Source organism: Oceanobacillus sp. NCCP-135 (assembly GCF_059698015.1).
The window spans coordinates 14,040-31,421 of record NZ_BAAKSZ010000013.1 but is presented as its reverse complement, the minus strand read 5'-3'; the positions used below and the strand labels follow the sequence as shown (position 1 = coordinate 31,421).

19 protein-coding genes are annotated in these 17,382 nt (G+C 37.6%); 15 read left to right on the top strand and 4 right to left on the bottom strand.

All coding sequences use genetic code 11. The features are described from left to right. Positions 1-37 precede the first annotated feature (37 nt). From alr to AC6HVZ_RS10710, 4 genes are all read left to right on the top strand, one after another. Positions 38-1,225 (top strand): alanine racemase, encoded by a 1,188-nt coding sequence (gene alr, locus AC6HVZ_RS10725; RefSeq protein WP_497558156.1) that lies wholly within the window; start codon positions 38-40, stop codon positions 1,223-1,225. Positions 1,226-1,601: 376 nt separating this feature from the next. After that, positions 1,602-2,822, top strand: a complete 1,221-nt coding sequence (locus tag AC6HVZ_RS10720; protein ID WP_497558155.1) for a hemolysin family protein — start codon at positions 1,602-1,604, stop codon at positions 2,820-2,822. A gap of 77 nt (positions 2,823-2,899) precedes the next feature. After that, positions 2,900-3,271, top strand: coding sequence for a hypothetical protein (locus AC6HVZ_RS10715; RefSeq protein WP_497558154.1), 372 nt, complete (start codon positions 2,900-2,902; stop codon positions 3,269-3,271). Positions 3,272-3,355: 84 nt separating this feature from the next. Next, complete coding sequence (locus AC6HVZ_RS10710) at positions 3,356-3,658, top strand: hypothetical protein (protein WP_497558153.1); 303 nt, start codon at positions 3,356-3,358, stop codon at positions 3,656-3,658. Positions 3,659-3,809: 151 nt separating this feature from the next. Here AC6HVZ_RS10710 and AC6HVZ_RS10705 read toward each other — a convergent pair whose 3' ends face one another. Next, entirely contained in the window at positions 3,810-4,016 is a 207-nt protein-coding gene (locus AC6HVZ_RS10705) for an H-type small acid-soluble spore protein (RefSeq protein WP_497558152.1), read from the bottom strand. A 159-nt stretch (positions 4,017-4,175) separates the two neighbouring features. Here AC6HVZ_RS10705 and AC6HVZ_RS10700 point away from each other — a divergent pair, with 159 nt between their 5' ends. After that, a complete protein-coding gene (locus tag AC6HVZ_RS10700) occupies positions 4,176-4,505 on the top strand; it encodes an MGMT family protein (protein WP_497558151.1) in 330 nt (109 codons plus the stop codon). Positions 4,506-4,545: 40 nt separating this feature from the next. On the opposite strand, the gene AC6HVZ_RS10695 is transcribed toward AC6HVZ_RS10700, so the two are convergent. After that, a complete protein-coding gene (locus AC6HVZ_RS10695; RefSeq protein ID WP_497558150.1) occupies positions 4,546-5,193 on the bottom strand; it encodes an SDR family oxidoreductase in 648 nt (215 codons plus the stop codon). 396 nt (positions 5,194-5,589) lie between these two features. On the opposite strand from AC6HVZ_RS10695, the gene AC6HVZ_RS10690 reads away from it, so the two are divergent. From AC6HVZ_RS10690 to AC6HVZ_RS10645, 10 genes are all read left to right on the top strand, one after another. Continuing rightward, complete coding sequence (locus tag AC6HVZ_RS10690) at positions 5,590-6,594, top strand: PstS family phosphate ABC transporter substrate-binding protein (RefSeq protein WP_497558149.1); 1,005 nt, start codon at positions 5,590-5,592, stop codon at positions 6,592-6,594. A gap of 71 nt (positions 6,595-6,665) precedes the next feature. Then, positions 6,666-7,610, top strand: coding sequence for a phosphate ABC transporter permease subunit PstC (pstC, locus tag AC6HVZ_RS10685; protein ID WP_497558148.1), 945 nt, complete (start codon positions 6,666-6,668; stop codon positions 7,608-7,610). Then, positions 7,610-8,488 carry a phosphate ABC transporter permease PstA gene (pstA, locus tag AC6HVZ_RS10680; RefSeq protein ID WP_497558147.1) on the top strand — a complete coding sequence of 293 codons (879 nt, stop codon included), beginning with the start codon at positions 7,610-7,612 and terminating at the stop codon, positions 8,486-8,488. Before pstC ends, pstA begins: the two co-directional genes overlap by 1 nt. A 101-nt stretch (positions 8,489-8,589) precedes the next feature. Continuing rightward, positions 8,590-9,399: a phosphate ABC transporter ATP-binding protein PstB gene (pstB, locus tag AC6HVZ_RS10675; protein ID WP_497558226.1), complete on the top strand. Its 810-nt coding sequence runs from the start codon at positions 8,590-8,592 to the stop codon at positions 9,397-9,399. A gap of 384 nt (positions 9,400-9,783) precedes the next feature. Next, positions 9,784-11,043, top strand: a complete 1,260-nt coding sequence (locus tag AC6HVZ_RS10670) for an argininosuccinate synthase (RefSeq protein ID WP_497558146.1) — start codon at positions 9,784-9,786, stop codon at positions 11,041-11,043. Beyond that, on the top strand, positions 11,040-12,467 hold the full coding sequence (gene argH, locus AC6HVZ_RS10665; protein WP_497558145.1) for an argininosuccinate lyase: 1,428 nt from the start codon (positions 11,040-11,042) through the stop codon (positions 12,465-12,467). Before AC6HVZ_RS10670 ends, argH begins: the two co-directional genes overlap by 4 nt. A gap of 15 nt (positions 12,468-12,482) precedes the next feature. Further along, entirely contained in the window at positions 12,483-13,445 is a 963-nt protein-coding gene (gene argF, locus AC6HVZ_RS10660) for an ornithine carbamoyltransferase (RefSeq protein WP_497558144.1), read from the top strand. A 737-nt stretch (positions 13,446-14,182) separates the two neighbouring features. Then, on the top strand, positions 14,183-14,701 hold the full coding sequence (locus tag AC6HVZ_RS10655; protein ID WP_497558143.1) for a hypothetical protein: 519 nt from the start codon (positions 14,183-14,185) through the stop codon (positions 14,699-14,701). A gap of 15 nt (positions 14,702-14,716) precedes the next feature. Beyond that, positions 14,717-15,226, top strand: a complete 510-nt coding sequence (locus tag AC6HVZ_RS10650; RefSeq protein WP_497558142.1) for a hypothetical protein — start codon at positions 14,717-14,719, stop codon at positions 15,224-15,226. Between the two features lie 158 nt (positions 15,227-15,384). Beyond that, positions 15,385-16,254, top strand: a complete 870-nt coding sequence (locus AC6HVZ_RS10645) for a Cof-type HAD-IIB family hydrolase (protein WP_497558141.1) — start codon at positions 15,385-15,387, stop codon at positions 16,252-16,254. A 191-nt stretch (positions 16,255-16,445) separates the two neighbouring features. Here the strand turns inward: AC6HVZ_RS10645 and AC6HVZ_RS10640 are convergent, their stop codons facing one another. Both AC6HVZ_RS10640 and AC6HVZ_RS10635 read right to left on the bottom strand, forming a co-directional pair. Next, positions 16,446-16,820, bottom strand: a complete 375-nt coding sequence (locus AC6HVZ_RS10640) for a heavy-metal-associated domain-containing protein (protein WP_497558140.1) — start codon at positions 16,818-16,820, stop codon at positions 16,446-16,448. A 98-nt stretch (positions 16,821-16,918) separates the two neighbouring features. After that, positions 16,919-17,341: a DUF1801 domain-containing protein gene (locus AC6HVZ_RS10635; RefSeq protein ID WP_497558139.1), complete on the bottom strand. Its 423-nt coding sequence runs from the start codon at positions 17,339-17,341 to the stop codon at positions 16,919-16,921. Positions 17,342-17,382: the final 41 nt, after the last annotated feature.

The window sequence follows — 17,382 nt, the reverse complement described above, 5'->3', positions numbered from 1 at the left end:
TATGGTAATATTTTTAATAACCAGGGGGAATCATGTCATGAATTATGGAAGCTACCGGGATACATGGGTAGAGGTCTCTCTCGACGCTATCCAACATAATGTGAAGTCTTTTAAAGAATATATAAAACAAGATAGCAAGCTGATGGCGGTAGTAAAAGCAGATGCATATGGTCATGGAGCAGTAGATGTAGCTAAAACGGCAATAGATGCAGGTGCTGACTATTTAGGAGTTGCTTTTCTTGATGAAGCTATTCAACTTCGTAAAGCAGGGATTGACTTTCCGATTTTAGTTCTTGGGTATACAACAGCGGATGCGGTAGAAGCTGCAATCGAAAGTGATATTACATTAACTGTATTTACACAAGACGTCATGGAGTCGATTATAAAACATGCAGAAAAAAAGAAAAAGACCGTCCGAATTCATGTGAAGATCGATAGTGGAATGAACAGGATTGGAATAAATAATCAAGCAGAAGCATTAAGGCTGATTCAGTCTATTCAGTCCCACTACGTTTTAATAGAAGGGATATTCACGCATTTTGCGGATGCAGATAATGTCGATCCCACGTATACTGTTAAACAGTTTGCGTATTTTAACAAAGTGATTGATTATTTAGAGGAGCATCATATTTCCTTTTCGCTAAAGCATTGCTGTAATAGTGCTGGGACAATTGCACATCCTAAGATGCATTTAGATATGGTTCGAGTTGGTGTAAGTCTGTATGGTCTATATCCAGATGAACGTTTAAGGGATAAAATTCATTTGAAGCAGGCGATGAGCTTTAAGACAAAAGCGGTGATGATCAAGACAGTTGCGCTAGATCAGCCTATCAGCTATGGCTGTAGCTATACACCAGAGAAGGAATCGATTATTGCTACAATTCCTGTGGGGTATGCGGATGGTTTTTCCAGGCTTTTATCCAATCAGGGAAATGTAACAGTTAAAGCAAAGAGGGCTCCGATTGTCGGTAGAATTTGCATGGATCAGTCGATGATTGATGTGACAGAGATTGAAGCGGCCAATGAAGCTGATGTGTTTACTATCTTTGGGGATCCGGATGAAGGATATATTTCAATGGGTGAGGTAGCATCACAAATGAATACAATACACTATGAAACCGCATGTTTAGTAGGCAAAAGAGTTCCGAGGGTATATGTAAAGGATGGAGTGATGGTTAAGAAAGAAGGGTTGATCAAAGAAAATGACAACAGCAAACGACCTTAAAGGGATAATGGGTTTACACCCAATTCTATAAAAGAATATGGAGAGTATTCATTATAAGAGGACGTTCAAAAAGTCCGGTAAAAATAACACATCGAATTTCTTCGTTGGCTTCCTTTTCCGTTCCTCACGTATTAATTGCATACGTTCCGGTACTCAAAGCTACGCCGCCTCGAACTTCTCGGTTCTTTTTATCCTCCTTTTTGAACAAGCACTATAATGAAAAGCAGTGCACAAAAATCAGGTTTGTTAAACTATTGTTTTCATGCCTGTGATCCATTCGTGACGGCTTTTTTCTTTTATCACTGGTTATCATCATTTAATATGAGATTTTGGTAAATACTAAACAATGCATCCGTATACAAGGAGGAACACGTTCGTGATCATAGCGATCATCGTTTTATTATTTGTTTCGCTTTTCTTTTCAGGCAGTGAAACAGCTTTAACTGCCGCTAATAAAATGAAGCTTCAAACAAAAGCTAAGAATAACGAAAAAAAATCAGCAAAATTACTAGAGTTGGTTTCAAAGCCCGGTGAATTTATAACAGCTATTTTGATTGGAAATAATATTGCAAATATAGCACTGCCAACACTTGTCACGATGCTGGCGATTGACTATGGATTAAACGCCGCAATCGCTTCAGCTGTTCTGACAATGGTGATTATCGTTTTTTCTGAAGTCATTCCCAAATCAGTGGCAGCCACATTTCCCGATCGAATTGCCTATCTTGTCTATCCGATCATTAGGGTAGTCATGTTTATCTTTAAACCATTGACGCTTTTACTGAATGGTTTAACTGGATTTATCATCAGGTTTCTATCCAAAGGCCAGAAAGAGGAGGCTTCCATATCAAAAGCGGAATTAAGGGCAATGGTAGATATTGCGGGATCAGAGGGGACATTTCAGGCAGAAGAATCGCATCGAATTAAAGGAGTTCTTGATTTTTATAATCTAAATGTAAAGGATGTACTAAAAACACCGAGGGTAGACATGGTCGCCCTTCCACATACAGCAAGCTTTGAAGAGGTAAGAGATGTAGCAATTCAAAATCCATATACGAGGTATCCAATTTATAAAGAAGATATTGATCAAATTATCGGTGTTTTCCATTCAAAATACTTGCTGTCATGGTCGATTGAACCGGAGAGATCACTTGAATCCTATAGTGATATGGATCCAATGATTGTTTATGAATTTCATTCGATTGAGTTGATTTTCCGAAAAATGACCCAAGAAAAAAAGCATATGGCGATTGTCCTGGACGAATATGGAGGAACGGAAGGAATATTAACACATGAGGATGTTATTGAGGCGATGATTGGTCTGGAAATTGAAGATGAATTGGATCCTGAAAGTGAAATGCTGATAGAAAAGCTGACCGAAACAGAGGTTATTTGTGATGGTAAAATCCCCTTGTATCGGTTGAACTCTCTTTTTAATACGGATATACCTGAAGAGGAAGACGTACTTGCTGGTTACATATTAAAGGAATTTACTCATTTCCCTGAAGTGGGTGATATTATTGAAAGAAATAATTTGACCTTTAAAATATTGGAGACGGAAGGGAGAATGTTAAAGCAGATTCAAATTATAAAATAAAATGATTTGTGTAAATGTCCCTATTCCTTTTAAAAAGCATAAGATAATTAACGAATGCTTTTAAAGGGGTGTATTAGATGGGATTATATATTAATCATGAAATGCATGAGAACATTTTTAAAAACGATGGTGAAATAAATGAGCCTAACCAAGGTTTTTTTATTAGAAATCATGTGGAAGAAATGATTAAGGAACAGAAAAAAGTGAATGAATTATTACATCGTTCGTTCCATGGACTGACCGAGCTTTATTCACAGCAGGAGAATAAACAATCAGGTCGATGGAATGACATTAGTACTCGGTTGAATGAGCTCAAAATAATGAATCATCAGCATGAAAAATTGGAAGGCCATGTTATTGATCAACTAAGGAAATTAGAAAGTGAAAATCGGAAGCTGCAAGTGATAATGGAGGATGGTCGTTTGACAGAAGAAAGATTTAGTGAGTAAATTAGCGGTATTAGCCAATCAAATCAGGAAATTGCTGATCAATTACATGCATATGGATTAGCCAATAATGAGCTATCCTTAAAGGTGGAAAAACATAATGATATGCAGCAGCAGTTGGCAGAGCAAATAGCCAAGCAAGAGGATAATCAAGAGGATGTTTTGGATCGGCTTGATAACCAGGAAGCATTGACAGAGAAAGTGATTAGACAAATGGAGCATTTTCGTTCTATGCTTTTCGAGAGAACTAGCTTTCTGGCGGAAAAAATTGAAAACGGCTACCACCTTACTTCTTCCTATGTTACTCAATTGATGACTGGAGCAGATCAGCCGTTGACTAATTATAGATGGAATCAAAAACAAAAAGAGGAACAGAAGAGTACAAAATAGCGAACCCATGTTGCAAGTCCCAAGTCTCTTTAATGGGACGAATCCATGGTGCAGTCTCCAATCATTCCGGAGAGTAGTGTGAGGTCTTAATTTTTAGAAAACTGTCTTTTCACCAAAACAAACCTCCTGAAAAAAAGGAGGTTCATATAGCTTATTTATTTTTGTTATAATTGACAAGTGGTATTTCATGTAAACCATTTAAGTCCACCATCTGTTCATTCTCCATTTCATCAAGTGGAAAAACGGTTGCTGATTGATCATTACCATGTATTTCCTGAATATATACAGGTATGCCATGGTAATTTACATTTATCATTTGTATTGATACCATAATTTCCTCTGCGCGTTGTCTATCCATGCATGATGTTCTCCTTTATAATGGCTTATTTGTATTTTTTGCTGATGATACAAAGGATATTCAAGAGGGACGAATCCATTTTTTTCTGTAATATTAGATGAGAAGAACAGGATCCGGGAAGCAGTAAAAATCAGAGTATAATTAGAGGAAGGGTGTATCATGCAACCATTTACTGAAAATGTCATCAAAATTATAAAGCAAATACCTGAGGGCAAGGTTATGACTTATGGGCAAATAGCGAAGACTGCAGGAAGTCCACGTGGAGCGAGGCAGGTTGTGCGAACCCTTCACACTATGAGTAGAAAATATGATCTTCCCTGGCATCGTGTGATTAATGTAAAGGGTGAAATTGCTATAAAAGATGAGGAGGGTGCATGGAATCAGAAGATGATGCTTGAAGATGAAGGGATAGAAGTTAGTGAATCGGGCAAGGTAAATTTAGAGATGTATCAATTTCACCTTAATCTGAATGTAGACGAAGAAATATAAAGCGAACAGCATCACTGTTCGCTTTGAGAGGTTACGTATATTATATATTTTTTAATGCATCCGTAATTGAGGTTTCACCAGATATAAGATCAAATGAGCGATGATAAGTTTTTGTCTCATTTAAAGATTCTACAATCACTTTGGCAACATCTTCACGTGGAATAGATCCTCTTTCTATATTCTCAGCTGCAGCTACTTTCCCAGTACCAGCTTCATTTAAAAGGCCACCAGGGCGAATAATTGTATAGGTTAGATTGCTTGCTTCAAGTGCCTTGTCTGCATAATGCTTCGCAACCATGTATGGTTTTATTGGACTATCAGCCCAGCTTTCTCTGTTATGCGCCTGAAAAGCACTAACGATGATATAACGGTTTGCTCCTGTCTTTTCAGCAGCTTCCATTGATTTAATTGCTCCGTCTAAATCGACTAATAACGTTTTATCAGGACCAGTGCTGCCACCCGAACCAGCTGTGAAAATAACTGCATCACAACCCTCGGCAGCTTCGGCAATCTCATCAACCGTTCCTTCCAGGTTAGCGACAACAGCCTCAACCCCTGTCTTGTTGAGCGCCTCGGCTTGATCCTCCTTCCTTACCATTGCTCTAACTGTATGTTCCGCGCTGTTTTGCAGTAGATCAACGACGTGTTTTCCAATTTGGCCATTGGCTCCTATTAGTAAAACCTTCATCAAACATCTCTCCTCTACAATTTTCTATCTCTTTCATTATTTCAGATGCAAGCGGGGGAAGCAAAGGAACTGTTTGGCTAATTTTGTAGAGAAAAAAGGATAAAATTTTCTTCTCCTGCATAAGTGCAACTAAGGCATTCGCCCAAAGGTTGTTGAACGCCAAGTTTTTTAAAGAAGTAAGAAGTATAAACGAAATCGGCGATAAATCACAAAATGCACCAATACTTTTTGAGGTTACCGCGTTTTTTGTGTGAATTACAACGAAGTCCCCAAATTTACAAAATCTTAACAGTCAGATCATATTGTATTTACACTACGCTGCTATACTATGTGTTGTCGGACAAGAGTGCTCGTTCGATAATTTTAAAAGTTTATATTTGGGGAGGACAATTAATCATGAGTATCAAAAAGTATCTTATGTTCTTTATTGTAGCAGTGCTAGCGATTGTTCTAGTGGCTTGCGGTGGAACAGAAGACGAAGAAGAAGGTACAGGCGATTCAACAACCGAGGCAACTGAAAATAACACATCAGGAGAAGAAGCATCAAGTGAATTAGAAGGTCAAGTAGCAATTGATGGTTCTTCAACAGTATTTCCAATATTAGAGGCTGTTTCTGAAGAATACGCATCTGTACAGCCGAACGTTCAAGCTCCAGTAGGTGTATCTGGTAGTGGTGGTGGATTTGAAAAGTTTATCGCTGGTGAAACGGATATTTCCAATTCCTCCCGTCCAATTGCGGAAGATGAAATAGCATTGCTAGAAGAAAATGGAATAGAATATACAGAATTTGAGATTGCATATGATGGTTTATCTGTAGTTGTTAATACAGAAAATGATTGGGTTGATTATTTAACAGTAGATGAGTTAAAGAAAATGTGGTTAGACAGTGGAAATGTTACTACTTGGGCTGATGTAAGAGAAGGATGGCCTGAAGAACCAATTAGTTTCTTTAGCCCTGGTACTGACTCAGGTACTTATGACTATTGGAATGAAGTAATCTTAGAGGACGAGCAAATTCGTGCAGACACAGTTTTATCTGAAGATGATAACACACTAGTACAAGGTGTTATGGGAGATAAGAATGCCATTTCCTACTTTGGATTTGCATACTACATTGCGAATGAGAACAAATTAAATATAGTTCCTATTACAAATGGTGCTGGTGAAAATATCGAACCAAATCATGAAACGATTATGTCAGGTGAATATGAGCCACTATCACGGCCACTATTTATTTATGTTCGAAATGATTCTATCCAAGAAAAGCCACAAGTATATGACTATGTGAAGTTCACCCTAGAGAATGCTGGGGCATTAGCAGAGGATGTTGGATATGTGTCAATGCCTGAGGAAAATTATCAAGAATTACTATCAACTTTAGATGAAGTAGCTGGTAAATAATTATATAAAAAGGTGAGGTTCATACCTCACCTTAACTTTTTTAATAGTATTATATATTGAGGAGCTTTCACATGAAACAAGATGAACAAGTCTCAGTATCAAGGTTAATAGAACAGTCGAAAAACAAGACTGTTAAATGGAATAATCTTATAGAAAGACTCATTCCAAAAATCTTGTTTGTTTGTGCTGTTATATCTGTGTTAACGACCATTGGTATTGTACTAACACTTCTTATAGAAACCATTCAGTTCTTTCAAGAGGTTTCCTTTATAAAATTTATTACTGGAATAGAATGGTATCCGTTTTTTGAAGCTGATCCTAAATATGGAATTTGGGCTTTACTTTCTGGAACTGTTTTAGTTGCAATTATTGCTATGATTGTTGCAGTGCCTATCGGAATAGCAACAGCCATTTATTTGAGTGAATATGCTAATGATAGAACCCGAAGTATCATCAAGCCGATATTAGAAATTCTTGCTGGTATACCTACAATTGTCTATGGTTTTTTTGCTTTGACTTTTGTAACGCCAATACTGCAAAAAATTATACCAGAGTTAGGTTTCTTTAATGCACTTAGTCCAGGGTTTGTTATGGGCATTATGATTATCCCGTCCATTGCTTCTCTTTCGGAAGATGCTATGGGTGCCGTGCCAAAGTCTATGCGGGAAGGCGCTTTTGCTTTAGGAGCGACAAAGCTCGAAGTGGCGTTAAAAATAGTAGTACCTGCAGCTTTATCCGGAATTATTGCTTCGCTTGTCCTTGCTGTATCAAGGGCCATTGGTGAAACAATGATCGTTACCATTGCAGGCGGTGCAACTCCTAATTTCTCATTTGACCCAACAGAATCGATACAGACGATGACAGCTTTTATTGTACAAGCTAGTTTAGGTGATGCAACATTTGGATCGCCCATTTATTATAGTATCTATGCAGTAGGTATGACACTATTTGTATTTACTTTAATTATGAACTTAATCGCAGGGTATATTAGGAAACACTTCAGGGAGGATTACTAATGAAGCTTATGAATCATCAAATAGTAAGAAGTAAAATGGGTGGGAGAATCCTAAGGAATAATATATTAAAATACCTTTTCCTATTTGCTACTTCAATTGGATTGATCGTTTTAGCTGTCCTCTTTTATCGGGTATTCACTCAAGGAATTGGTTATTTAGATATGGATTTCTTAACAAATTTTGCTTCAAGAGATCCTGAGCAATCAGGAATTTACGCAGCTATTATTGGCACTTTATGGGTGATGGGAATAGCGGCCCCAGTTACTATAATATTAGGTGTAGCAACAGCGACCTATTTAGAATTGTTTGCAAAGAAAAACCTTTTTACATCTTTTATCAATACAAATATCTCGAACTTGGCAGGAGTTCCGTCTATTATATTTGGTCTGTTAGGTTTAACCGTTTTTGTTCGATTAATGGGTATGGGGCGAAGTGTCTTGGCAGGGGCACTTACCTTGGCATTACTTGTATTACCAATTATTGTAGTGGCTACCCAAGAAGCAATTCGTTCAGTACCTAAAGATGTTCAAGAAGCATCCTACGGTTTAGGTGCTACCAAATGGCAGACAGTTAGAAGGATTATTTTACCTGCTGCCGGACCAGGAATTATTACTGGAAGTATTTTAGCTATTTCAAGAGCGATTGGGGAAACAGCGCCACTTATTATGATTGGAGCTTTTACCTTTATAGCCTTCCTTCCAGAAAATGTATTCTCGGGGTTTACGGTTCTGCCAATTCAAATTTACAACTGGACTAGTCGTCCGCAAGCAGAATTCCAACTTGTAGCAGCAGCAGGGATTATTGTTTTACTTCTCATTTTGGTTGTTATGAATTTCACTGCATACCTTATTCGAAAAAAATTCTCAAATAGATATTAATTTATGCACATGAATCAACAAATGCGGGAATGAATAGTAAAAGATAATGTCAAATTTTTTAAGGAGTTAAAATGATGAGTAACGAGTTAGATAAACAGAACATGAGTGTACAACTTAATTCAGACAATAAGGTTTCAGGAGATAATAATAGTGATAAAAAGGTTGTTTATGATGCGAGAGATTTAAATCTTTGGTACTCAGAGACACATGCTTTGAAAGATATTAACCTAAGCTTCTTGGAAAAAGAAGTAACAGCAATTATTGGCCCATCAGGTTGTGGCAAATCGACCTTTATAAAGACTTTAAATCGTGTGGTTGAACTCGTTCCGGGTGTACGTACCACAGGAACGGTCACTTTTGATGGGGAAAACATATTCGATAAAACATATAAAGTAGAAGATTTAAGAACGCATGTTGGAATGGTATTTCAGAAACCTAATCCATTTCCAAAGTCCATATATGAAAATATTGCATACGGTCCAAAAATTCATGGGATCCGTAACAGAAAGTTGTTAGATCAAATTGTTGAAAAAAGTCTCCGTGGTGCTTTCATTTGGGATGAAGTGAAGGATCGGCTGAATGAGAATGCTTATGGACTGTCAGGTGGTCAACAACAACGTCTTTGTATTGCTCGTTGTTTAGCAATTGAACCAGATGTTATTTTAATGGATGAACCAACATCAGCACTTGATCCAAAATCAACGCTTAAAATTGAGGAGTTGGTTCAAGAACTGAAGAAGGATTACTCGATTATTATCGTGACACACAATATGCAACAAGCGGCTCGTATTTCAGATAGAACTGCTTTCTTCTTAGATGGAGAAGTCGTTGAATTTGATGATACAGATACTATTTTTACCAATCCCGCAGATAAACGTACAGAGGATTATATTTCAGGTAGATTTGGATAAAAGATAGATCCAATCAGATGGAAAACCTTGTCTTATAATGGAATGAATTTGCCTATGCTTCTCATGCATAGGCTATTCGTATGTAAAGTATATTTCTTCATGTTTTGTTGAATTTTAAATAGTAAACGAGCATGTATCCTATGGGTGGAGGGTGACTTTGTGAACTTCCGCCGATTTTGTGTGAACTTCTGACCATGTCACTGTGAACTTCTCACCTAATCATTGTGAACTTCCTCCCTTCACCTGTGAACTTCAGCATTTACCTCGAATTCGTCTAAGAAAAGGCAAAAAGTTCACGAATATTTTCAAAAAACACTTGCATTTATATACAACATAGTGCATAATAATTCATTAATAGGAATAAATATAAGGAGAGCGATATATATGGCAAAGGAAAAGATTGTTTTAGCATACTCTGGAGGACTTGATACATCTGTTGCGGTGAAATGGCTGCAGGATAAATATAATTATGATGTAATTGCAGTGGCACTTGATGTCGGGGAAGGCAAGGATCTTGAATTTGTTAAAAATAAAGCAATTGATGTTGGTGCGATAAAATCTTACGTGGTTGATGCCAAGGGACTTTATGCAGATGAATATGTACTGCCGGCACTTCAAGCCAATCTATTATATGAAGGAAAATACCCATTAATTTCCGCATTATCTCGTCCTTTGATTGCCAAAATTCTCGTTGATATTGCCCAGAAGGAAGGCGCAGTTGCTGTTGCACATGGCTGTACGGGAAAAGGAAATGACCAGGTGCGCTTTGATGTTGCCTTTACTGCACTAAATCCTGAGCTTAAAATAGTTGCACCTGTTCGTGAATGGGCAATGTCGAGAGAGGAAGAAATTGAGTATGCTAAAGAGCATAACATTCCAATTCCAATTGATCTCGATAATCCTTTCAGCATTGATCAGAATTTATGGGGCAGAAGTAATGAATGTGGCGTACTGGAAGATCCGTGGGTTGAGGCGCCTCCGGAAGCATATGAATTAACTCAAGATCCAGTTGACGCTCCGGATAAACCGGAAACAATTCAAATTACGTTTGAAAAAGGGAAGCCGGTCTCCTTGGATGGTGAAGCACTACCTTTAGAAGCACTTATTTTAAAATTAAATGAAATTGCAGGAAAACATGGTGTTGGACGGATTGACCATGTGGAAAACCGTCTTGTTGGGATTAAGTCACGTGAAATTTATGAAGCACCGGCAGCTTTAACGTTAATCGCTGCACATCAGGAGCTGGAAGCATTGACGTTGCCTAGAGAGATTGCAGAGTTTAAACCAGTAATCGAACAAAAATTTGCCCAATCTGTTTATTACGGTCTTTGGTATTCTCCATTAACAGATGCGTTGAAAGCATTTATTGAAAAAACACAGGAAAACGTTTCAGGAACAGTAAAAGTGAAGCTGTACAAAGGGCAAGCAACAGTCGTTGGCCGTGAATCAGCCAACTCACTTTATGATTTTGACCTTGCCACGTATAACAAAGCGGATGCATTTGACCATGAGGCAGCTTTGGGCTTTATTAAGCTTTGGGGACTACCGACACAAGTCCATGCATCTGTAAATAAAAAGAATCAGGAAGAAAGTGATTCAATGAAAAAGGCTACAATTGATGTAAAGGAAGCTGTTAAACAATGAAGCTATGGGGCGGTCGTTTTACAAAACCTACTAATCAACTAGTGGATGAATTTACAGCATCGATTTATTTTGATAAAAAACTAGCAGACTATGATATTCAGGGAAGCCTTGCCCATGTAGAGATGCTGAAGGCTTGCAGAATCATTCCGGCGCAGGATGCAACTACGATTGCAGAAGGCTTGAAAAAGGTTGCAGATAAAATTGCCAATGGTGAAGCAGAACTCAGTGAAGAACATGAAGATATTCATATGAATGTGGAAAAAATACTAATTGAAGAAATAGGACCAGTCGGCGGGAAGCTGCATACTGGCAGGAGCCGAAATGATCAGGTGGCACTGGATATGCGCCTGTATTTAAGAGATGCTTTGGTTGAAATCAGCCAGCTGCTTGTGAATGTCCAGGAATCACTGCATAAACAGGCCACGAAAAATTTGGAAACCGTTTTGCCTGGGTATACACATTTGCAAAGAGCCCAGCCTGTACTATTCGCACATCATATGATGGCATATGTTTTCATGTTTCAGCGTGATCTGGAAAGATTGATGGACAGTTTAAAACGTGTGAATAAATCACCACTTGGAGCAGGAGCGTTAGCTGGTACAACATTTCCGATTGATAGGCAATTTGTTGCAGACCAGTTAGGCTTTGACGGGATCTCAGAAAACAGTCTGGATGCAGTCAGTGATCGGGACTTTGTGGTTGAATTTTTATCCAATGCTTCCATGATTTCCATGCATCTGTCACGACTATGTGAAGAGCTTGTTCAGTGGTCGAGCGCAGAGTTTAATTTTATCGAACTGGATGACGCATTTTCTACAGGCAGCAGTATGATGCCCCAGAAGAAAAATCCGGATGTAGCGGAACTTGTAAGAGGAAAAACCGGCCGGGTGTATGGTCATTTAATCGGGATGCTGACAACATTAAAAGGACTTCCATTAGCTTATAATAAAGATATGCAGGAAGATAAGGAAGGCATGTTTGATACGGTAGATACATTGAAGGGAGCACTCGCTTTATTTGCTCCAATGATCGAAACCATGACTGTGAAGAAAGAAAACATGTATGAAGCTGTAAGCAAGGATTTTTCCAATGCAACGGATTTGGCAGATTATCTTGTTGGAAAAGGGATGCCATTTAGAGAATCCCATGCAGTTGTTGGCCAGGTTGTGTTGCATTGTATCCAAAACAATAAATACTTACTGGATTTGGGCCTTGAGGAATTTCAGTCGTTTTCCAAGTTGATTGAGGTTGATATTTTAGATGTACTTACCCCCGAAGCTGTTGTCAATGCACGTGATGTAGCTGGCGGGACAGCGAAAAACCGGGTAGAGGAGCAGTTTGAAATCTCCCAAAATTATCTTGCCGATTCAAAGGCTTGGATCGAGCAGCAGAACAGTAACCTTCCAGGAAAGAACAATAAATAATGGAGAGTGGTTAACATGGTATTAAAAACGGATGAAATTAACCTCGAACCCAATCTTTCAGGACGTGACTTCCTAACACTTGCAGACTACAGTGAAGAAGAGTTGCTCTATATATTGGAAACCGCCCATGAATTAAAAGAAAAACAGAAATCAGGCGTGCTTTATGAGCCGTTAAAAGGCAAAACGCTCGGGATGATTTTTGAAAAAGCTTCTACCAGAACACGGGTGTCTTTTGAAACTGGAATTTACCAGCTTGGTGGAATGGGATTATTTCTGAGCTCTGACGATATTCAAATGGGAAGAGGCGAACCGATTCCGGATACAGCAAAAGTATTATCAGGCTACCTTGACGGAATCATGATTCGGACATTTTCTCAAGGCACCGTAGAAGAACTTGCTGAAAATGCCAGTATTCCGGTAATTAACGGGTTAACTGATCTGTTCCATCCATGTCAGGTGCTGGCAGATTTTCAAACCGTTCAGGAGGTAAAAGGCAACCTTAAAAATCTGAAACTAGCCTATATTGGTGACGGAAATAATGTAGCACATTCGTTAATGCTGGGCGCAGCGATTGTTGGGATGGATATCAGTATTGCTACCCCTGCTGCATATCAGCCTGATTATGAAGTAATACAAAAAGCAAAGACAATCGCTGCTAAAAAAGAAAGTAAAGTGGAAATTACCCAAGATCCAGTCCGTGCAGTCCGAAATGCAGATGCTATTTATACAGATGTGTGGGCAAGCATGGGGCAGGAGCAGGAGCAAAAGATACGTGAACAGCAATTTGCCAAGTTTCAGGTAAATGAGATATTACTCTCCCATGCTGCGAAAGATGCCATCTTCATGCATTGCCTCCCTGCACATCGGGGGCAAGAGGTTTCAGCTGAAGTAATTGATGGCAAACAATCCGTTGTTTTTCAGCAGGCAGAGAATAGACTTCATGCACAGAAGGCTTTGATGGTTGCATTGATGGGATGATTTCTGGTCGCTTAAATATAAGCATTATTAATTTTGTTCGTCAGCAACTTTGCTGGTGATCTTTTATAGTCAATCTGTCATACTTTAATTTCTCTGATATAATAATAAGAATAGTCTTCCATGCAGTGCCAAACCCAGTGTCACACCACGGAAAATGAAAATAAACTAAACTGTCCATACTGGTTGTTGGTTCTTTGATTAATCCAATCTATAGAACAATGAATCTTGGCTCACTACATTTTTTTAAACATATGGGACAGGTTTTCTTTCGTATTGTTTTTTTCGGGAATCCAGGTTACATGCTAATTCAATACATGTAATTGAATTAGCAGGCGGGAAAAGACTTGATTATCTATCTTCGTTATCTTCATTTTAGAAAGGAATTTGTATTCTGTGACATAAATATACGTCAATAAACTTGTAAAAGTACGATTTTTAGAAATAGTAAGAACCTAGATATAGTCTTGTTAATACTTTTGATTTTTCCACAAAAAAAGAAAGATCAATAATCTCAATGGTATTTAAGTATCATTTTTAAAAACTTAACGATTTCGACAAAAAATGAGGGAATTTTTAATTTCTATATGTTACGTTAACAAATAACTACATGAAGTCACCAAAGACACCATTGATAACTGTGAACCTGCATAAGGAAAGGAGCATGGGAAGCTAAAGGTGTCTTTTGTATTTCTTTTGAAATAGTTATATCAAAGACCTCAATAACAATGAGGGTAAATATGAAAAGGAAAATCAAATTTAGTTTAATTTTTGCAGTTGTTTCACTTTTATTTATTGCAACACCAGTTTTTGGGCATTATCTTAGTACAGGATATAGCTTATATTCAGTAAGCTATGACATTGAAACATCAGGAACATATCCATTTAATCAGGCGAGTAATAAATGGGAAGAGGCCGTTGGCACAAATTTTTATCAATCTTCCTACTCAGCGAATAATGTATATTTATCAGAATTAGCATATTCATGGTATGGATTATATTCACCTACTGTAGGTAGTGATGGAACTACAGATTATTTTTCTATACGGGTGAACGCAAGAACATTAAAAGATGATTATCCTAATGATTATATCAACGCAATGCTCAGTACTGCTGTTCATGAATTTGGTCATGCTCAATTCCTAGATGATTTGGAAGATGGTTGGGGGGACCGTTCGATTATGAGTTATGAAAGGAGTAGGACAACGATTTTAAGTCCTCAATCGCACGATATAAATGATATAAAATCTTATCGATAAGAGAGGGGTGATCTTTTGAAAAAAGTTATAGGGTTACTACTTGTATTATTTGTAGTTGGTGGTAGTGTTATTATTGCGAATTCTATAAATCAGGATAAAGATAGGATGGTGCAAAAGTCACCATCAACGGAAGCTCATGCTGATTGGCCGACATACAATATAAATAAAGTATTAAATAAAGCGAATCTAGTTGCTTTAGTTGAAGCAAAGGATATTAAAGATAAAAATGTTGAAGAGGGAGAGCCAGATGCAACTCTTGCAACATTGGGTGTAAAAGAAGTTTTTTATGGCAATGCTCAAGAAGAAATAATTTTAGACCAAGCCATAGACCCAATATCACTAAATGAAGAATATATACTTTTTTTGAAAAAAGTTGGCAATTATTACTATTTGGTTGATGGGCATTCAAAAGTGAAAGAAAAGAACGGGAAATTTAAAATAAAAATTGATGGCTTAAAAGGTGAATTCACACAGCAAGAGTTTAGTGAAAAAATAAACTTACAAATTAAGAAGAATGAATCATAAAAAGAGAATTATGGGTGAAAAAGAACTCTCACATTTTGAGGGTTCTTTTAGTTTCAGATTCTTCTAACCGAAATTTTAGCTAACTTGAGCCTATTCTAAGGAAAAGTCCAACAAAAGAATGTATAATGTTCATAAGTATAAACAGTAAGGAGATAAACATGAGACTAATTGCAACAGACTTAGATGGAACACTTTTAAATAATAGCGGGGAAGTTAGTGCCCGAAATGTACAGGCAATTAAAAAGGCAATAGAGCACGGAATCGAATTTGTAGTTGCGACTGGCAGATCCTATGACGCGGCAAATAAACCCCTTCAAGCTGTTGGATTAACAGCACCGGTTATTTCGCTGAATGGTGCAATGACCTATTCATTAGACGGCAAACTGCTCAGAGATGTACCGTTGGATCAATCAATTGTCCGCAAAATACAATTGGCTTGCCAGGAAGAGGATATCTATTTTGAAGTATTTACAAATGATGGCGTCTACTCCACGAGCAGAGAAAACTTTATTGCTGTAATGGAGGATATTTTAAAATCTGCCAACCCAAATCTTTCTGAAGAGGAAATACGCGAGAATGCTGAGCTCAGGTTCCAGCATGAAAAGGTTCAGTTCATTAAAAATTATGAAGAGCTATTCCATATAGATGGCCTTAAAATATTTAAAATACTGGCTTTTTCCCTGGAAAAGGAAAAATTAAATAAGGTGTATGCAGATTTGGAGAAAAATTCAGGAATTACGATAACATCCTCAGGAGACATTAATCTTGAATTTAACCATCCAGACGCTCAAAAGGGAATAGCACTTGAAGTGCTGGCTAAAAGCATGGGAATTGAAATGAAGGATGTCATGACCCTGGGTGATAATTTTAATGATGTAAGTATGCTGAGAATGGCTGGACGCAGTGTTTCAATGGGAAATGCAGTAGACGAAATAAAAGCATTATGCTCCCATACTACAAAAATAAATGAAGAGCATGGTGTGGCCTTTGCTATTGAAGAAATGCTGAAGGAAGTAGCAATAGGCTAGTGCGAAAAGTATTAGCCGTTATTGTTTTAGAAAAAGCCGATATCCCGGATTGACAGGGCATCGGCTTTTTTTGGCAGTTAAGAAAGTATAACTACTTTCTTACTGCATAAGTGCAACTAAGGCTGTCACTTAAAGGCTTGGTGACAGCCAAGTTTTCTAAGTATTAGTTTTAGTTATTTAGTTTATGAAATTTAAGAACTGCTTCTTTGTAGGTTTTTTGTCTCAAATCCCATTTTATTAATTCTATTAATGATATCAGTGTTGCTTGTTAAACGATTATTGAACTTCACAGATCCATATTCTTTTTCATAATTTACTTCAATTTGTGTTACTCCACCGAGTTTTAAAATAGCCTTTTCGATTTTCGCTGGACAGTCTGGGCAATGCATTCCTTTTATATCCATGTGCATTATTTCATTCATCTGGTACTCACCACCTTTATTAGCAATTTTTGAATTCATGTATCTAGCTAGACCCTCACAGTCCTTGTTGTAACGTTCCTTGTTTTCCAAGTTCCTTACAACCTTGTCATTCATAGCTCCCTTTTCAACGGAGATTTCTTTCATTTATAAAAATTTACTTCGGAAAAAATGTATCCCCTTCGAATCCGTGATGTATCTCAGTAATGTACATCTTTTCAACGCAAGGTTCAAAGAGGTACCTTTCATTCCTTCGGATAAGTTTCCCTCAAAAAAGCAACAGACTGGTTAATCATAGCTTTTAATATATCAACATCAATATCTGCAATCTTATTAATATAAACACATGCTTTTCCAGTCGTGTGTTTTCCGAAATCCTTTAATAATTCCTCACGCTGTTCATCCCCGGTAGCGAAATACAAACTAATTTTGGCTTTTCGGGGTGAGAAACCAACAAGTGCAGCATCGCCTTCATGACCTGACGCATATTTATAATGATAGGATCCGAATCCGATAATGCTTGGTCCCCACATCTTTGCAGGATATCCGGTTGTCTCAGTAAAAATATCCAACAGTTTGTAGGCATCTTCCCGCTTTTTTGGGCTTTCCACACTTTCAATAAATTCGATAACATTGCTATCATTTTCTTTGGTTTTGAGTTCATACATAATAACCTCTCCATTCTTTTAAATGTTCGACCGAAAACTAG